This is a genomic window from Cupriavidus sp. 2TAF22, assembly GCF_052115045.1.
Taxonomy (GTDB): Bacteria; Pseudomonadota; Gammaproteobacteria; order Burkholderiales; family Burkholderiaceae; genus Cupriavidus.
Genome location: NZ_JBFRFX010000017.1, coordinates 1 through 13,547, shown reverse-complemented (window position 1 = coordinate 13,547; position 13,547 = coordinate 1). Strand labels below are relative to the sequence as shown.

The 13,547-nt window shown below is 68.5% G+C and carries 14 protein-coding genes; all 14 read right to left on the bottom strand.

The features are described 5' to 3' along the window. Positions 1-70: 70 nt before the first annotated feature. Entirely contained in the window at positions 71-1,114 is a 1,044-nt protein-coding gene (gene bioB, locus AB4Z48_RS20875; RefSeq protein WP_441617412.1) for a biotin synthase BioB, read from the bottom strand. A 52-nt stretch (positions 1,115-1,166) separates the two neighbouring features. Beyond that, positions 1,167-1,868: a dethiobiotin synthase gene (bioD, locus tag AB4Z48_RS20870; RefSeq protein ID WP_441617411.1), complete on the bottom strand. Its 702-nt coding sequence runs from the start codon at positions 1,866-1,868 to the stop codon at positions 1,167-1,169. Further along, complete coding sequence (bioF, locus tag AB4Z48_RS20865; protein WP_441617409.1) at positions 1,865-3,082, bottom strand: 8-amino-7-oxononanoate synthase; 1,218 nt, start codon at positions 3,080-3,082, stop codon at positions 1,865-1,867. The genes bioD and bioF overlap by 4 nt, the downstream gene beginning before the upstream one ends. Then, on the bottom strand, positions 3,072-4,550 hold the full coding sequence (gene bioA / locus AB4Z48_RS20860; RefSeq protein ID WP_441617407.1) for an adenosylmethionine--8-amino-7-oxononanoate transaminase: 1,479 nt from the start codon (positions 4,548-4,550) through the stop codon (positions 3,072-3,074). The genes bioF and bioA overlap by 11 nt, the downstream gene beginning before the upstream one ends. Before the next feature lie 310 nt (positions 4,551-4,860). Further along, a complete protein-coding gene (locus tag AB4Z48_RS20855) occupies positions 4,861-5,583 on the bottom strand; it encodes a glutathione S-transferase family protein (RefSeq protein ID WP_441617405.1) in 723 nt (240 codons plus the stop codon). Continuing rightward, a complete protein-coding gene (locus AB4Z48_RS20850) occupies positions 5,580-5,999 on the bottom strand; it encodes a YchJ family metal-binding protein (protein WP_441617403.1) in 420 nt (139 codons plus the stop codon). Before AB4Z48_RS20850 ends, AB4Z48_RS20855 begins: the two co-directional genes overlap by 4 nt. Further along, positions 5,996-6,685 carry an HAD family hydrolase gene (locus AB4Z48_RS20845; protein ID WP_441617401.1) on the bottom strand — a complete coding sequence of 230 codons (690 nt, stop codon included), beginning with the start codon at positions 6,683-6,685 and terminating at the stop codon, positions 5,996-5,998. Before AB4Z48_RS20845 ends, AB4Z48_RS20850 begins: the two co-directional genes overlap by 4 nt. Next, complete coding sequence (locus AB4Z48_RS20840) at positions 6,682-7,365, bottom strand: 2-hydroxychromene-2-carboxylate isomerase (protein WP_441617399.1); 684 nt, start codon at positions 7,363-7,365, stop codon at positions 6,682-6,684. Before AB4Z48_RS20840 ends, AB4Z48_RS20845 begins: the two co-directional genes overlap by 4 nt. Positions 7,366-7,489: 124 nt before the next feature. Beyond that, a complete protein-coding gene (locus tag AB4Z48_RS20835; protein WP_441617398.1) occupies positions 7,490-8,620 on the bottom strand; it encodes an acyl-CoA dehydrogenase family protein in 1,131 nt (376 codons plus the stop codon). A 75-nt stretch (positions 8,621-8,695) separates the two neighbouring features. Next, positions 8,696-9,376 (bottom strand): SDR family oxidoreductase, encoded by a 681-nt coding sequence (locus AB4Z48_RS20830; protein ID WP_441617396.1) that lies wholly within the window; start codon positions 9,374-9,376, stop codon positions 8,696-8,698. 83 nt (positions 9,377-9,459) lie between these two features. Beyond that, the gene (locus tag AB4Z48_RS20825; protein ID WP_441617394.1) at positions 9,460-10,656 is read right to left on the bottom strand and encodes an acetyl-CoA C-acetyltransferase; all 1,197 of its coding nucleotides are present in this window, start codon (positions 10,654-10,656) and stop codon (positions 9,460-9,462) included. 84 nt (positions 10,657-10,740) lie between these two features. Next, entirely contained in the window at positions 10,741-11,412 is a 672-nt protein-coding gene (can, locus tag AB4Z48_RS20820; RefSeq protein ID WP_441617392.1) for a carbonate dehydratase, read from the bottom strand. Further along, complete coding sequence (aceK, locus tag AB4Z48_RS20815; RefSeq protein ID WP_441617390.1) at positions 11,409-13,262, bottom strand: bifunctional isocitrate dehydrogenase kinase/phosphatase; 1,854 nt, start codon at positions 13,260-13,262, stop codon at positions 11,409-11,411. Before aceK ends, can begins: the two co-directional genes overlap by 4 nt. A gap of 131 nt (positions 13,263-13,393) precedes the next feature. Then, positions 13,394-13,547, bottom strand: a 154-nt coding sequence (locus tag AB4Z48_RS20810) for an acyl-CoA dehydrogenase family protein (RefSeq protein ID WP_441617652.1), incomplete at its 5' end; no start/stop codon positions are given.

The following is a 13,547-nucleotide window of genomic DNA, read 5'->3' as shown; positions in this document are numbered from 1 at the left end:
CCGCCTCGCGCAGGCACCGGGGGCCTTGCGCTGCGTCCGCCACGCAACCTGTGCCGCCATGCCGGCAAGTTCAGCCGGCGTAGCCCTCGGTCCGGATGTCCAGGCGGGCCAGCAGCGCGCGGTCGCGGTCGGCCTGCGGGTTGGCGGTGGTCAGCAGGCGGTCGCCGTAGAAGATGGAGTTGGCGCCGGCCATGAAGCACAGTGCCTGCAGCGCGTCGTCCATGGTCTCGCGCCCGGCCGACAGGCGCACCATGGCGCGCGGCATGGTGATGCGGGCCACCGCGATGGTGCGCACGAACTCGAACGGATCGATCGGCTCGGCGTGGGCCAGCGGCGTGCCCTCCACGGCGACCAGGTTGTTGATGGGCACCGATTCCGGGTACGGGTCCATGTTGGCGAGCTGGGCGATCAGGCCGGCACGCGCGTCGCGCGATTCGCCCATGCCGACGATGCCGCCGCAGCAGACGTTGATGCCGGCGTCGCGCACATGGCCAATGGTGTCCAGGCGGTCCTGATAGGTGCGGGTCGTGATGATCTCGCCGTAGAACTCGGGCGAAGTGTCGAGGTTGTGGTTGTAGTAGTCCAGGCCGGCATCCTTCAGGCGGCGCGCCTGCTCGGCCTCCAGCATGCCCAGCGTGACGCAGGTCTCCAGGCCCATCGCCTTGACCTCCTTGACCATCTCGATCACCGGCTCCAGGTGGCGCTCCTTGGGGCTGCGCCATGCCGCGCCCATGCAGAAGCGCCCGGCGCCGCTGGCCTTGGCGGCACGCGCGGCTTCCAGCACCTCGTCCAGCGCCATCAGCTTGCCGGCCGTGACGCCGGCATCGTGGTGCGCGCTCTGCGGGCAGTAGCCGCAATCTTCCTCGCAGCCGCCGGTCTTGATCGACAACAGGGTGGAGAGCTGCACGGCATTGGGATCGAAGTGCTCGCGGTGCACCTGCTGGGCGCGGAACAGCAGGTCGTTGAAGGGCAGCGCGTAGAGCGCCGCGACGTCGGCCACGGCCCAGTCGCCAGGCTTGGCGGGAGCGGCTTCGGTGAAGCGGCGCGCGGTCTGGCGCAGGCTGTCGGCGGAGATGGTGGCGACGGTCTCGCCGGCAAAGTTCGTGTTGGTCATGATCGTTGTCTTTTCCAGGATGTCTTGCGGTATTCGTGAGGCTGGCGCCGGCTCAGGCCAGCAGCGGCGCGAGCGCCAGCCGGCTGGCGGCTTCCGCCGGCGGCACCTGCCACGGCAGCGTGCCGAGCAGGGGCGCATCCAGCGACTGGCGCAGCGTGTCGATGTTCTCGTCGCTCAGGTCCATGGCCGGATCGATGCGGTTGGCGATCCAGCCGGCCAGGTGCAGGCCGCGCGCGCGCACGGCTTCGGCGGTGAGCAGCGCATGGTTGAGGCAGCCCAGGCGGATGCCCACCACCAGCACCACCGGCAGGTCAAGCATCACGGCGAGCGCGGCCGTGTCCCAGCCGCCCGCCTCGGGAGGCGCGCCGTCGAGCGGTACGCGAAAGCCGCCCACGCCCTCCACCACCACGGCGTCCGCGCGCGCCTGCAATCCGGCAAAGGCGGCGCGGATCGGCTCGCGGGTGATGCGCACGCCTTCCGCGGCGGCGGCCAGGTGCGGGGATGCCGGCGTGCGCAGCAAGAAGGGGCAGGTCAGCGCCTGCGGCACGTCCACCGCGCTGGCCGCGCGCAGCTGGGCGACATCGTCGTTATGCCAGTGGTCGACGCGCCATTCGCTGCCGCTGGCCACCGGCTTCATGCCCACGGCGCGCCGGCCGGCCGCGCGCAGCGCATGCAGCAAGGTGGCGCTGGCGTGGGTCTTGCCCACGCCGGTATCGGTGCCCGTGACGAAACAGGCGAACGGCTGCACGCTCATGCCATCTCCTTGCGCGGCACCACGCTGCCCAGGCTGGCCAGCAGGCGCTCCACATCGGCCTGCGCATGCGAAGCCGACAAGGTGATGCGCAGGCGCGCGGTGCCCGCCGGCACGGTGGGCGGACGGATCGCGCCGACGCGGATGCCATCCGCTTCCAGCGTCGCGGACAAGGCCAGTGCGGCCACGTTGTCGCCCACGATCACGGGCTGGATCGCGGTGGCGCTCTCGCCGAGGCGCCAGCCGGCGGCGCGGCTCAGGCCGGCCAGGCCGCCGCGCAGGGTGCGGATCAGCTCGCCGAGGTGGGCGCGGCGCTGGTGCCCCTCCTCGCCGGCGATCAGCGCCAGGCTGGCCGACACCGCATGCGCCACCGCGGGCGGCGCGGCCGTGGTGTAGATGTACTGGCGCGCGGTGTTGACGAGGTGATCGATGATGGTCCCATGCGCGGCCACGAAGGCGCCCGCCACGCCGGCGGCCTTGCCCAGCGTGCCGATATAGATGATGCGCGGGGAGGTCAGCGCGAAGTGCTCGAGCACGCCGCGGCCCTGCTCGCCCAGCACGCCGAAGCCGTGCGCATCGTCCACGATGATCCAGGCGTCGTGCCGTTCGGCCAGCGCCAGCAGCGTATCGAGCGGCGCCAGGTCGCCATCCATGCTGAACACGCTGTCGGTGACGATCAGCTTGAGCGGGGTGGGGGACTCGGCCAGCAGCTTGTCCAGCGCGGCCACGTCGCGGTGAGGATAGCGGCTCACCTTGGCCCTGGCCAGGCGCGCGCCATCGATCAGCGAGGCATGGTTCAGCTCCTCGCAGAACAGCGTGGCATCGGCGCTGCCGAGCGCGCTCAGCACGCCCATGTTGGCCATATAGCCGGTGCAGAAGTAAAGCGCCCCGGCATGTGGGATATGCGGCGCGAACCAGGTCGCCAGCTCGCTCTCGAGTACGTGGTGGGCCTGCGAATGGCCACTCACCAGGTGGGACGCGCCGCTGCCCGCGCCGTACCGGCGCGCGCCTTCGCCCAGGGCTTCGATCAGCGCGGGATGATTGGCCAGGCCGAGGTAGTCGTTGCTGCAGAAGGTCAGCAGCGCATGGCGCTCGCCGCCGCAGGCGTCGCTGACTTCCTGGTGCGGAGCGCACGCGGTGTGCGCGGTGCGGCGGCGCCGCGTGAGGGCCTGGCCGTCGCGTTCGGCGGCGGCCAGCGTCAGGTGTTCAAGCAGCATCGCGTATCTCCTTGGGGTGCGCCGGTGCCGCCTGCGGCGCCGAGGCGCCGGGCAGTACCGTGTCGAGTGTGGCTTGCAGCCGGTCCGCCAGCCACTGCGCCATGTCCATGTCGAACACGTAGGGCGGCATGACATAGAGCGTGCGGCCGATCGGGCGGATCAGCACGCCGTGCGCGCGCGCGGCGTGGTGGAAGCGCGCGGCGAAATCGCCGGCGCCCGCCGGCACATATTCCTCGCGCACGTCGGCGGCCCAGATCAGCCCGCGCTGGCGCACGTGCTCGAGCCGCGCATCGGCGCCCAGCCCGGCCATGGCCTGCGCGAGCCATTGCGCGCGCAGCCGGTTGTGCGCCACCACGTCGTGCCGCGCAAACAGCTCGAGCGTGGCAAGCGCGGCGCGGCAGGCCAGCGGATTGCCGGTATAGGAATGCGAGTGCAGGAAGCTGCGGGCGCGGTCCGGCTCGTGCGGCGCCGAGACGAAGGCATGCTGGAGCGCGCTGCGCGACATCACCAGCGAGAGCGGCAGGTAGCCGCCGCTGATGCCCTTGGACAGGCACAGGAAATCGGGCCACAGGTGCGCCGGCAGCGGCCCTGCATCCGCGCCGCCCGCCGGCTGCGTGCGCGCCTGCTCCCATGCGAAGAAGGTGCCGGTGCGTCCGCAGCCCACCGCGATCTCGTCGGCGATCAGGTGCACGCGGTAGCGGTCGCACAGTGCGCGCACGCCCGCCAGGTAAAGCGGATCGTGCATCGCCATGCCGGCTGCGCACTGGATCAGCGGCTCGACGATCAGCGCGGCGATCTGGCCGCCGCGCGCCTGCAGCAGCGCTTCGAGCTCATCCAGCGCACGCTGCGCCACCTGTGCCGCGCTTTCGCCCGGCGCGGCCTGGCGCGCATCCGGCGACATCACCACATGCGACTGCATCAGCATCGGATCATAGGCGTCGCGGAAGATCGCCACGTCGGTCACCGCCAGCGCGCCCACGGTCTCGCCGTGGTAGCCGTGGCGCAGGCACACGAACTCGCGCTTGCCCGGCAGCCCGGTGTTGCGCCAGTAGTGAAAGCTCATCTTGAGCGCGATCTCGACGGCGGACGCGCCGTCGCTGGCATAGAAGACATGGCCGAGCGCGCCGCCGGTGAGTGCCGACAGGCGCTCGGCAAGCTCCACTGCCGGCGCGTGCGTGCAGCCGGCCAGCATCACATGCTCGAGCGTATCGAGCTGCGCGCGCAGCGCGGCGTTGATATCTGGATTGGCGTGGCCGAACAGGTTGACCCACCACGAGCTGGTGGCATCGAAATAGCGCTGGCCGTCTTCGCCATGGAGCCACGGGCCCTCGCCGCGGGCAATCGCCAGCGGCGGCTCGCCGGCGTCAGGGCGCAGCGGCGTGCAGGGATGCCACACGGCGCGCAGGCTGCGCTCGCCGAGCGAAGGCGCGGCGGGCACTGGCGGCAGGGATTGGGACTGGTTTTCCAAGGAAACCCTCCTTTGTTGAGCGCGCCTGCGGCCTGCACTGCCTGCGCGGGGGGGCAGGCGGGCGGCACTGGCGTGCGCGTTGGGGAGAGTCATGGTAGGGAGCTCCCCGGTCCCTTGGCAAACATTCCCGGCTTTACACGTTAGCAGCGTGTTGAGCGACGAACCACGAAGAAGACCATGCCCCCCGGCATCTCGCCGTCAGCATGCGCGCATCTCCACATGCGGTGTGGCCTCGCATGCCCAAACCCCGCTGACCGGGGCATCGACTGCGCCGACGAATGCGGCTAGAAGGGCAGCCCGGGCGCCGGATTCAGCCCCGCCTGTCCAGCGGGTGCCCCGGCAGCAGATCGTACGGATGCTTCCAGCCCGGCAGCGCACGCAGGCGTTCGGTCCAGGCATGGATGCGCGGATACTCCTTGCGCCAGTGCACGCCGATCTCGTCGTCGAAGAATACGTAGCCGGCCAGCGAGAAATCGGCAATGGTCAGACGCTCTCCCAGCACGTACGGTCGCCCGGCCAGATGCGCGTCGAGCACGCTCCAGGCGCCTTCGCAGCGCTGGCGCAGGAACTGCAGCACCACCGGATCCGGCGCCTTGGCAAAGGTGCGCAGGAAGCGGTAGGTGGCGGTGTAGGCGGTGAACTTGTGATTGTCGAACAGCAGCCAGCGCAATACCTCGGAGCGCTCGACCTCGCTGGCGGGACCGTACGCATCGAGGCGCTGCGCCAGCAGGTCGAGGATGGCGCCCGACTGCGACAGCCGGCGGCCGTCGAACTCGAGCACGGGCACCTCGCCCATCTCGTTGATGGCACGATACTCCGGCGTATGGGTCTCGCCGTTGAAGTAGTCGACGAAGCGCGGCGTCCACAACTGGCGCCGGCGCTGCACGCCGATGGTCTCCAGCAGCAGGGCCACCTTGTAGGCATTGCCGGATTGCGCGAAACCGTACAGCAGGTATTCGGTCTCATGCGCGGTCTCATGCGCGCTTTCATGCGCGGCTGCATTCTTGCTGCTTGCTGCGGCTTTCAATGTCATGGTGTCTCCCCAAGCATGTCGCCATCCAGGTAGAGCCAGCGCGGCGCCTCGCCGGCGGCGCGCGGCTCCAGTACGAAGCGGCTGCGCTCGTGCAGCCGGAAAGCGCGCCCGCCGACCTTGTAGCGCGCGACGAACTCCACCTGCGCGTGCGTCTCGTCCTGCTGCGCGTGCGCCTTGACCGCAAGGCCGAGCCAGCGCGTGCCGGCATCGGCAGCCAGGTCATCCGGGCAGGTCGACGGATGCCAGGTCTGGCGCAGCCAGTTCTCATCGCCCAGCACATAGGCGGCGTAGCGCGAGCGCATCAGCTGCTCGGCATTGGACGGCAAGGCCTCGCCGCGGTGAAAGCGCCCGCAGCAGGCGGCATAGTCGCCGCCGCCGCAGGGACAGGCGCCGGCGCCGGGCGCGCGCGCCTTCATCCGATCAGCCCCGGCAGCTCGCGCATATCCGTGAAGGTGCTGCGCGCGCCGGCCGCCAGCAGCGAGGCGGCATCGTTGCGCGCGGCGTAGCCGAACACCGTCATGCCCGCCGCCACGCCGGCGGTGATGCCGGCCGGGCTGTCCTCGATCACCGCGCAGCGCGACGGCTCCACGTTCATGGTGCGCGCGGCGAGCAGGTACACGTCGGGCGCGGGCTTGCTGCGCTCGACCTCGGTGGACGAGAAGATGTGCTCGCGCTCATCCTGCTGGAACAGCGCCACCAGTCCGGTGCGGCTCAGCTGCAGCTTGACCTTGACGCGGTCCGCGCCGGAGGCCACGCAGATGGGCAGGCCGGCCGCGGCGATGGCGGTGACCGCCTCGCGCACGTGCGGCACGGCCTGCACCTCGGCCTCGAGCACGGCATTGCGCCGCGCCAGCCATTGCGACAGCCAGTTCTCCGGCAGCGGCGCGCCGCGCCTGAGGGCGATATTGTCCAGCTCCTCGCGCACCGCGCGGCCCAGGAACCACCTGGTGGAATCCTCGAGCGAGATCTCGATGCCAAGCTCGTTGAGCATCTGGTTGAGCACGCGGTTGACGATGGGCTCGCTGTCGACGAGCACGCCGTCGCAATCGAAGATCACGCAATCGAAGCGGGGATGGCGGATCGGCTTGATGCTGGCATTCATGCGGGTTTCTTTTCCTTGCTGCTATCTGTGTTGCCGGGTGAGCTTGCGGGGCTGGCGGCCACCGCGCGCAGCTCCGTCGGGCGCCGGCTCTTGAGGAGGGCCTCGATCTGGTCGAACCGGTCGAAGCCCCAGAACGGCGCGCCGTCGATGATGACGAAGGGCGAGCCGAACACGCCCTTGGCCATGGCGACCTCGATCTCGGCCTTGAGCTGGTCCTTGATCTGGAAGCTGCTGGCGCCGGCGCCCATGGCGTGCGCATCGATGCCGAGCGGCTCGGCCAGCTTCACCAGCTCGGCCGGCTCGGCGATATTGATATCGTCCACGAACAGCGCGCGGTAGACCGCCTTGGCGAACGCGGTGGCGATGTCGTCGCCGTGATGGTTCTGCAGCCACAGCATGGCGCGCGCGGCCTGCGTGGTGGGCAGCGGGAAATGCGTCGGGCGCTGGTACTCGATGTCGTGGAAGCGTGCCGTGCGTTCGAAATCCAGCCAGCAGTATTCGCCCTTGAGCGGCACCTGCGGCAGCGGCGCGCTGCCCGTGGTCTTGAACACCACCCCGAGCAGGATCGGGTGCCAGGCCACGATGCGGCCGTATTTCTGCGCCAGCTCGTCGATGCGGGTGCTGGCGAAGTAGCCGTAGGGCGAGGAGAAATCGAAGTAGAAATCGATGGCGGCGCTCATGGTCTCTGGGGGGCTCCTGGGGTCTGGCCGGGGGTCGATGCTGCGACGGATCCGGTGCTTCGGTGCTTCGGTGGTGCGTTGGCTTGTCCCCGGCTTGCCGCGGGCCCGCGGGGGACAAGTGCCGTCAGGATAGCGCGCGCGCGATCAGGATCTTCTGGATATCGCTGGTGCCTTCGTAGATCTGGCAGACGCGCACGTCGCGGTAGATGCGCTCGACCGGGAAATCGCTGACATAGCCATAGCCGCCGAACACCTGGATGGCGGCCGAGCATACCGCCTCGGCCATCTCGCTGGCATACAGCTTGGCCATGGCGGCCTCCTTCAGGCACGCACGCCCGGCATCCCTGAGCGACGCGGCGTGCCAGACCATCTGGCGCGCCACCTCGATCTTGGTCGCCATCTCGGCCAGGCGGAACTGCACCGCCTGGTGCGCGAACAGCGGCTGGCCGAAGCTCTCGCGTTCCTTGGCGTAGGCCAGCGCCGCCTCGAAGGCGGCGCGCGCCATGCCGATGCTTTGCGAGGCAATGCCGATGCGGCCGCCCTCCAGCCCGGACAGGGCCATCTTGTAGCCGGCGCCCTCTTCGCCGAGCAGGTTGGCCGCCGGCACCCGGCAATCCTCGAACAGGATCTGCGCGGTGTCGGAAGAATGCTGGCCGAGCTTGTCCTCGATGCGCGCGACCACGTAGCCGGGCGTGGTGGTCGGCACCACGAAGGCGCTGATGCCGCGCTTGCCGGCCGCCTTGTCGGTCACCGCCAGCACGATCGCCACGTCGGCGTTCTGGCCGCTGGTGATGAACTGCTTGACGCCGTTGAGCACGTAGTGGTCGCCGTCGCGCACGGCGACGGTACGCAGCGCGGAGGCGTCCGAGCCGACGTGCGGCTCGGTCAGGCAGAAGGCGCCCAGCATCTCGCCGCGCGCCAGCGGCACCAGCCACTGCTGCTTCTGCGCTTCGCTGGCGAAGGCCATCAACATGCTGCACACGGGGCAGTTGTTGACGCTGATGACGGTGGAGGTGCCGCCGTCGCCGGCCGCGATCTCCTCCAGGATCAGCGCGAGCGAGAGATAGTCCAGCCCGGCGCCGCCATACTGCTCCGGCACCGCCACGCCGTAGGCGCCGAGCGCGGCCAGCTCGCGGTGCACGGCCTTGGGAAAGACCTTGTCGCGGTCCCAGGCGGCGGCGTGCGGCGCGATTTCCTGCTGTGCGAACTGGCGCACGGCGTCGCGGATCATTTCCTGTTCGGGCGTGAGCAGCATGTCAGGTCACTGATGGCGTTGTGGTTGCGGTTGCGGTAAGAAAGGCGGTCGCCTGCGGGGCGGCGGGCGTGGCGCTTACCACGGGATCACGCCGCCGTCGTAGTTGCGGAAGCCGCCGTTGTCGTGCCGGGTTGCGCCGGCGATCACGCGGCGCATGCCGGCAACGCTCTGCTGGGGCGTGATGTCGGCTTCCTTGCCGCCCATGTCGGTCTGCACCCAGCCCGGGTGGAAGGCCAGGCAGGTAGCATGGCGCGCGTCGAGCGAGGCGGCCTTGAGCGCCGCGTTGGCCGCCGCCTTGCTGACGCGGTAGAGCCAACTGCGGTTGCTGTCCATGGCGCCGATGCTGCCCATGCGCGAGGCCAGCACCGCCAGCACGCCGCCCTGCCCCGAGCGGCCGGTCTCGACCATCGGCAACAGCAGGGGCAACGCCATCATCGGTCCCAGCACGTTCACATGCATCACCGCGTCGAAATCCTCGCGCGAGACCGGCTGCGCGCCTTCGGTGCGCGGGCCGATCACGCCGGCGTTGTAGACCGCCACGTCGAAGGATTCGCCGTCGAGCTTCCAGCCCAGTCCGGCAACCTGGCCCGCATCGGTCAGGTCGGCGCGCAGCGCCTCGGCACCGAGCGCTTCGATGGCCGCGATGCCATCGTCGCTGCGCGCCACGGCCAGCACGCGCCAGCCGTCGGCGCGGTACTGCCGCACGAATTCGAGACCGATGCCGCGCGAGGCACCAAGGATGAGAGCGGTAGGCAAGGCGTACTCCTTCTTGTTTGTCGGGTTTCAGGCAGGCGGCCACGCAGCGGCGGGCCGCCACGTTGCCGCCGGTGCGGCGGCGCTCAGACGATTTCCAGGCCCACGGCGGTGGCTTCGCCGCCGCCGATGCACAGGCTGGCCACGCCACGCTTGCCGCCGGTCTTGCGCAGCGCGCCGATCAGCGTGGCCATGATGCGGGCGCCCGAAGCACCGATGGGGTGACCGAGCGCACAGGCGCCACCGTGGATATTGACCCTGTCGTGCGGGATCTTGAGGTCGTGCATGGCGGCCATCGGCACCACCGCGAACGCTTCGTTGATCTCGAACAGGTCGACACTGTCGGTGGTCCAGCCGAGCTTGCGGTAGAGCTTGCCGATGGCCTCCACCGGCGCGGTGGTAAACCAGCCCGGTTCCTGCGCATGCGTGGTGTGACCGAGCAGGCGTGCCAGCGGTTCCAAGCCGAGGCGCTTCGCGGTGGATTCGCGCATCATCACCATCGCCGCGGCGCCGTCGTTGATCGACGAGGACGAGGCGGCGGTAATGGTGCCGTTCTTGGCAAAGGCGGGCTTGAGCGAAGGGATCTTGTCGAGCTTGATGCGGCGCGGGCCTTCGTCGGTGTCGATCACGGTGTCGCCACCGCGGCCCGGCACCGTCACCGCGGCGATCTCCCAGCGGAAATCGCCGCGCTCGGTGGCCTGCTGCGCGCGCCGCACGCTTTCCATGGCGAATTCGTCCTGCGCCGCACGGGTGAAGCCGTACTTGGCCGCGCAGTCCTCGCCGAAGGTACCCATCGAGCGCCCGCCCCCCTTCTCGTCGCGGATATAGGCGTCTTCCAGGCCGTCCAGCATCATGTGGTCGAAGATCATGCCGTGGCCGATGCGGTAGCCACTGCGGCCCTTGGGCACCAGGTAAGGCGCATTGGTCATGCTTTCCATGCCGCCCGCCACCGCGATCTCGAAGGCGCCCGCCACCAGCGCGTCATGCACGGTCATGGCGGCGCGCATGCCGGAGCCGCACATCTTGTTGACCGTGGTGCAGCCCACGCCCATCGTCAGGCCCGCGCCGAGGGCCGCCTGGCGCGCCGGCGCCTGGCCCTGCCCGGCGGGCAGCACGCAGCCGAACACCACTTCCTCGATCTGCTCCGGCGCCAGGCCGGCGCGCTCCACCGCGGCGCGGATGGCGGCCGAGCCGAGTTGCGGCGCGGTCAGCGCGGCGAACTCGCCCTGGAAGGCTGCCATTGGCGTGCGAGCCACGGATACGATGACAACGGGATCTTGCATGGAATGTCTCCAGTGATATTGGCAATGGCGGGCGGCAGGGCCGCCCTGTCTGTTATTCGCTGGTGCTGCGCCGCGTCGCTAGCGTCAGCGGATCGAAGCCTGCGGCGGATCGCCGAACTGGCGGTAGGCTGCGTCGAGCTGCTCGTGCAGTTCGTCGTTGTTGCTGGCGGCCATGCCGAGGTCGCGCAGCAGGCCGTCGGACACGCCGTAGACCCAGCCGTGCACGGTGACTTCCTGACCGCGGCTCCAGGCGTCCTGCAGCACCGTGGTCTGGCACACGTTGCTGACCTGCTCGATCACGTTGAGCTCGCACAGCCGCGTGTGGGCATCTTCCTCGCGGGTGATGGTGCCGAGGTAGGCGCCGTGCTTGTCGGCCACGTCGCGCACATGGCGCAGCCAGTTGTCGGCCAGGCCGATGCGCTGGCGCTTGAGCGCGACCTTCACGCCGCCGCAGCCGTAGTGGCCCACCACGGTGATATGGCGAACCTTGAGCACTTCCACCGCGAACTGGATCACCGACAGCGCGTTGAGGTCGCTGTGGGCAATCACGTTGGCGATATTGCGGTGGACGAACACTTCGCCGGGCGCCAGGCCCAGGATCTGGTTGGCCGGCACGCGCGAGTCCGAGCAGCCGATCCACAGGTACTCGGGCGCCTGCTGGTTGGCCAGGCGCATGAAGAAACTGGGATCCTCGGCGTTGACGCGGTCGACCCACTCGCGGTTGTTGCGGAACAGCTGGGCGATGGCATCACTCATGCGACTCTCCTTGCGGGAACGGGTTCGCCAGTGGCGGGCGGCACGTCGCCAGGCAAGGCGCTAGCGTCGGCCGTGCCGTAGCGGTTGATAAAACGCTCTTTGACATCATAGGCATAGAAATCATGGATTTGACCGGCCAGCAGCCGGTCCTTGTGAGCCTGCCACATGGCAGGATCGAAGAAATCTTCGTGGTGACGCAGGAAGGCGGCGCGCACGCGCGGGTCGCCCAGCAGGAAGGTACCGTATGTCTCCGGGAAGATGTCGTGGCGGCCCACGCTGTACCAGGGCTCGCCGGACATCTCTTCTTCTTCGTTGCGCGGCTGCGGCACGCGACGGATATTGATATCCGTCAGGTACTCGATCTCGTCGTAGTCGTAGAACACCACGCGGCCGTGGCGCGTGACGCCGAAGTTCTTGTAGAGCATGTCGCCGGGGAAGATATTGGCGGCGATCAGTTCCTTGATGGCATTGCCGTATTCGACGATGCCATGCTCCACCTGCGCCTCCGTGCCCTCCTGCAGCCAGATATTGAGCGGCGTCATGCGGCGCTCGATGTAGACGTGGCGCACCACGATCTCCTCGCCGCCGTCCTTGCCGCGCTGGTATTCGATCATCGACGGCGCATGCAGCGTGAGCTCGGCCACCAGCGCATCGTCGAAGCGCGACAGCGGGAAGGCCACGTTGGAATACTCGAGCGTGTCGGCCATGCGGCCCACGCGGTCATGCCGCTTGACCAGCTGGTACTTCGACTTGACCAGCTCGCGCGTGGTTTCCTTGGGTGCCGGGTAGTAGTCCTTGATCACCTTGAACACATAGGGATACGAAGGCAGCGTAAACACCAGCATCACCAGGCCCTTGATGCCCGGCGCGCTGATGAACTTGTCCGACGAATGCTGCAGGTGGTGCAGGAAGTCCCGGTAGAACAGGTTCTTGCCCTGCTTCTGCAGCCCCAGCGAGGTATAGATTTCCGCGCGCGGCTTGCGCGGCATGATGTCGCGCAGGAAGGTGACGTAGGCCGAGGGAATCTCCATGTCGACCATGAAGTACGAATGCGTGAAGGAAAACAGGATCAGCAGCTGTTCCTTCTTGAGCAGCACCGTGTCGAGCGAGAGCTTGCCCTCGGGCGTGTGCACGATGGGAATGGCCAGCGGATAAGTACGGTCGGCGTTGAGCACGCGGCCGATGATGAAGGCCGATTTGTTGCGGAAGAACAGCGACGACAGCACATGGACCTGGAAATTCGGCGCGATGCGGAAGTCGCCGAAGTAATCGCTGAGCGCGCGCACCACGTAGTCGATGTCGCGCCGCAGATCCTCGAACGGCAGTTCGAGCTGGAAATTGTGGACGATGCGCTCGAAGCAGGCCGCCATGCCGATGCGGCTGCCCGGGTAATAGGCGCGGAACGTGGGCCGCGTCGGCGACTCCTCGTTCTCGATGTACTCGGTCGAGATGGCCGGGCGCACGAAGATGAAGTCGTTGTTGAAGTACGAGCGGTGCAGGATGCGCGTGCACACCGAGTTGAAGAAGGTCTCGGCCAGCTCGGGCTGGTGATGGTTGGTCAGCAGGCCGATGTAGTGCAGCTTGATCTGCTGCCAGATCTCGTCTTCGATGTTTTCCGCATCGTATTCGTCCTCCAGGATCAGGCTGGTCTCGCGCACGCGTTCGTTATAGAAGGCGATGCGGTCGCGCTGGAGCTGCTGCAGGCCGTGCCAGTCCGCCGCCTCGAAGCTCAGCTTGGCCTGGTGGCTGACTTCGCGGAACAGGCGGTAGTGCTTGTCGAACCCGTCCAGCATGGTGCGGGCCACGTCGTACGCGATCTGCGAGGACAGCAGCTTGGGGAAGTGAGACATGGCACGGGCCGGTGGCGAGGAAGAGACGACGACAAGTTCCGGAGATTGTAAATTGGTTCGGGAAACCGGCGCTGGCTGTTTGGTGCGATGGCCGGCGTAATGYCGGCCCCCGGCCAGGTGTCACGCCGGCATCACATGGTCTCGGCGTACAGTTCGCGCCCGATCAGCATGCGGCGGATCTCCGAGGTGCCGGCGCCGATCTCGTACAGCTTGGCGTCGCGCCACAGGCGGCCCACCGGGTATTCGTTGATATAACCGTTGCCGCCCAGGATCTGCACCACCGAT

Excerpts from the sequence above, each read along its gene's own strand:
- can (WP_441617392.1), bottom strand. The coding sequence starts at position 11,412 with ATGAGTGATGCCATCGCCCAGCTGTTCCGCAACAACCGCGAGTGGGTC.
- AB4Z48_RS20840 (WP_441617399.1), bottom strand. The coding sequence starts at position 7,365 with ATGAGCGCCGCCATCGATTTCTACTTCGATTTCTCCTCGCCCTACGGC.
- AB4Z48_RS20825 (WP_441617394.1), bottom strand. The coding sequence starts at position 10,656 with ATGCAAGATCCCGTTGTCATCGTATCCGTGGCTCGCACGCCAATGGCA.
- AB4Z48_RS20850 (WP_441617403.1), bottom strand. The coding sequence starts at position 5,999 with ATGAAGGCGCGCGCGCCCGGCGCCGGCGCCTGTCCCTGCGGCGGCGGC.
- aceK (WP_441617390.1), bottom strand. The coding sequence starts at position 13,262 with ATGTCTCACTTCCCCAAGCTGCTGTCCTCGCAGATCGCGTACGACGTG.
- bioD (WP_441617411.1), bottom strand. The coding sequence starts at position 1,868 with ATGAGCGTGCAGCCGTTCGCCTGTTTCGTCACGGGCACCGATACCGGC.
- AB4Z48_RS20835 (WP_441617398.1), bottom strand. The coding sequence starts at position 8,620 with ATGCTGCTCACGCCCGAACAGGAAATGATCCGCGACGCCGTGCGCCAG.
- AB4Z48_RS20845 (WP_441617401.1), bottom strand. The coding sequence starts at position 6,685 with ATGAATGCCAGCATCAAGCCGATCCGCCATCCCCGCTTCGATTGCGTG.
- AB4Z48_RS20855 (WP_441617405.1), bottom strand. The coding sequence starts at position 5,583 with ATGACATTGAAAGCCGCAGCAAGCAGCAAGAATGCAGCCGCGCATGAA.
- bioB (WP_441617412.1), bottom strand. The coding sequence starts at position 1,114 with ATGACCAACACGAACTTTGCCGGCGAGACCGTCGCCACCATCTCCGCC.
- bioF (WP_441617409.1), bottom strand. The coding sequence starts at position 3,082 with ATGCTGCTTGAACACCTGACGCTGGCCGCCGCCGAACGCGACGGCCAG.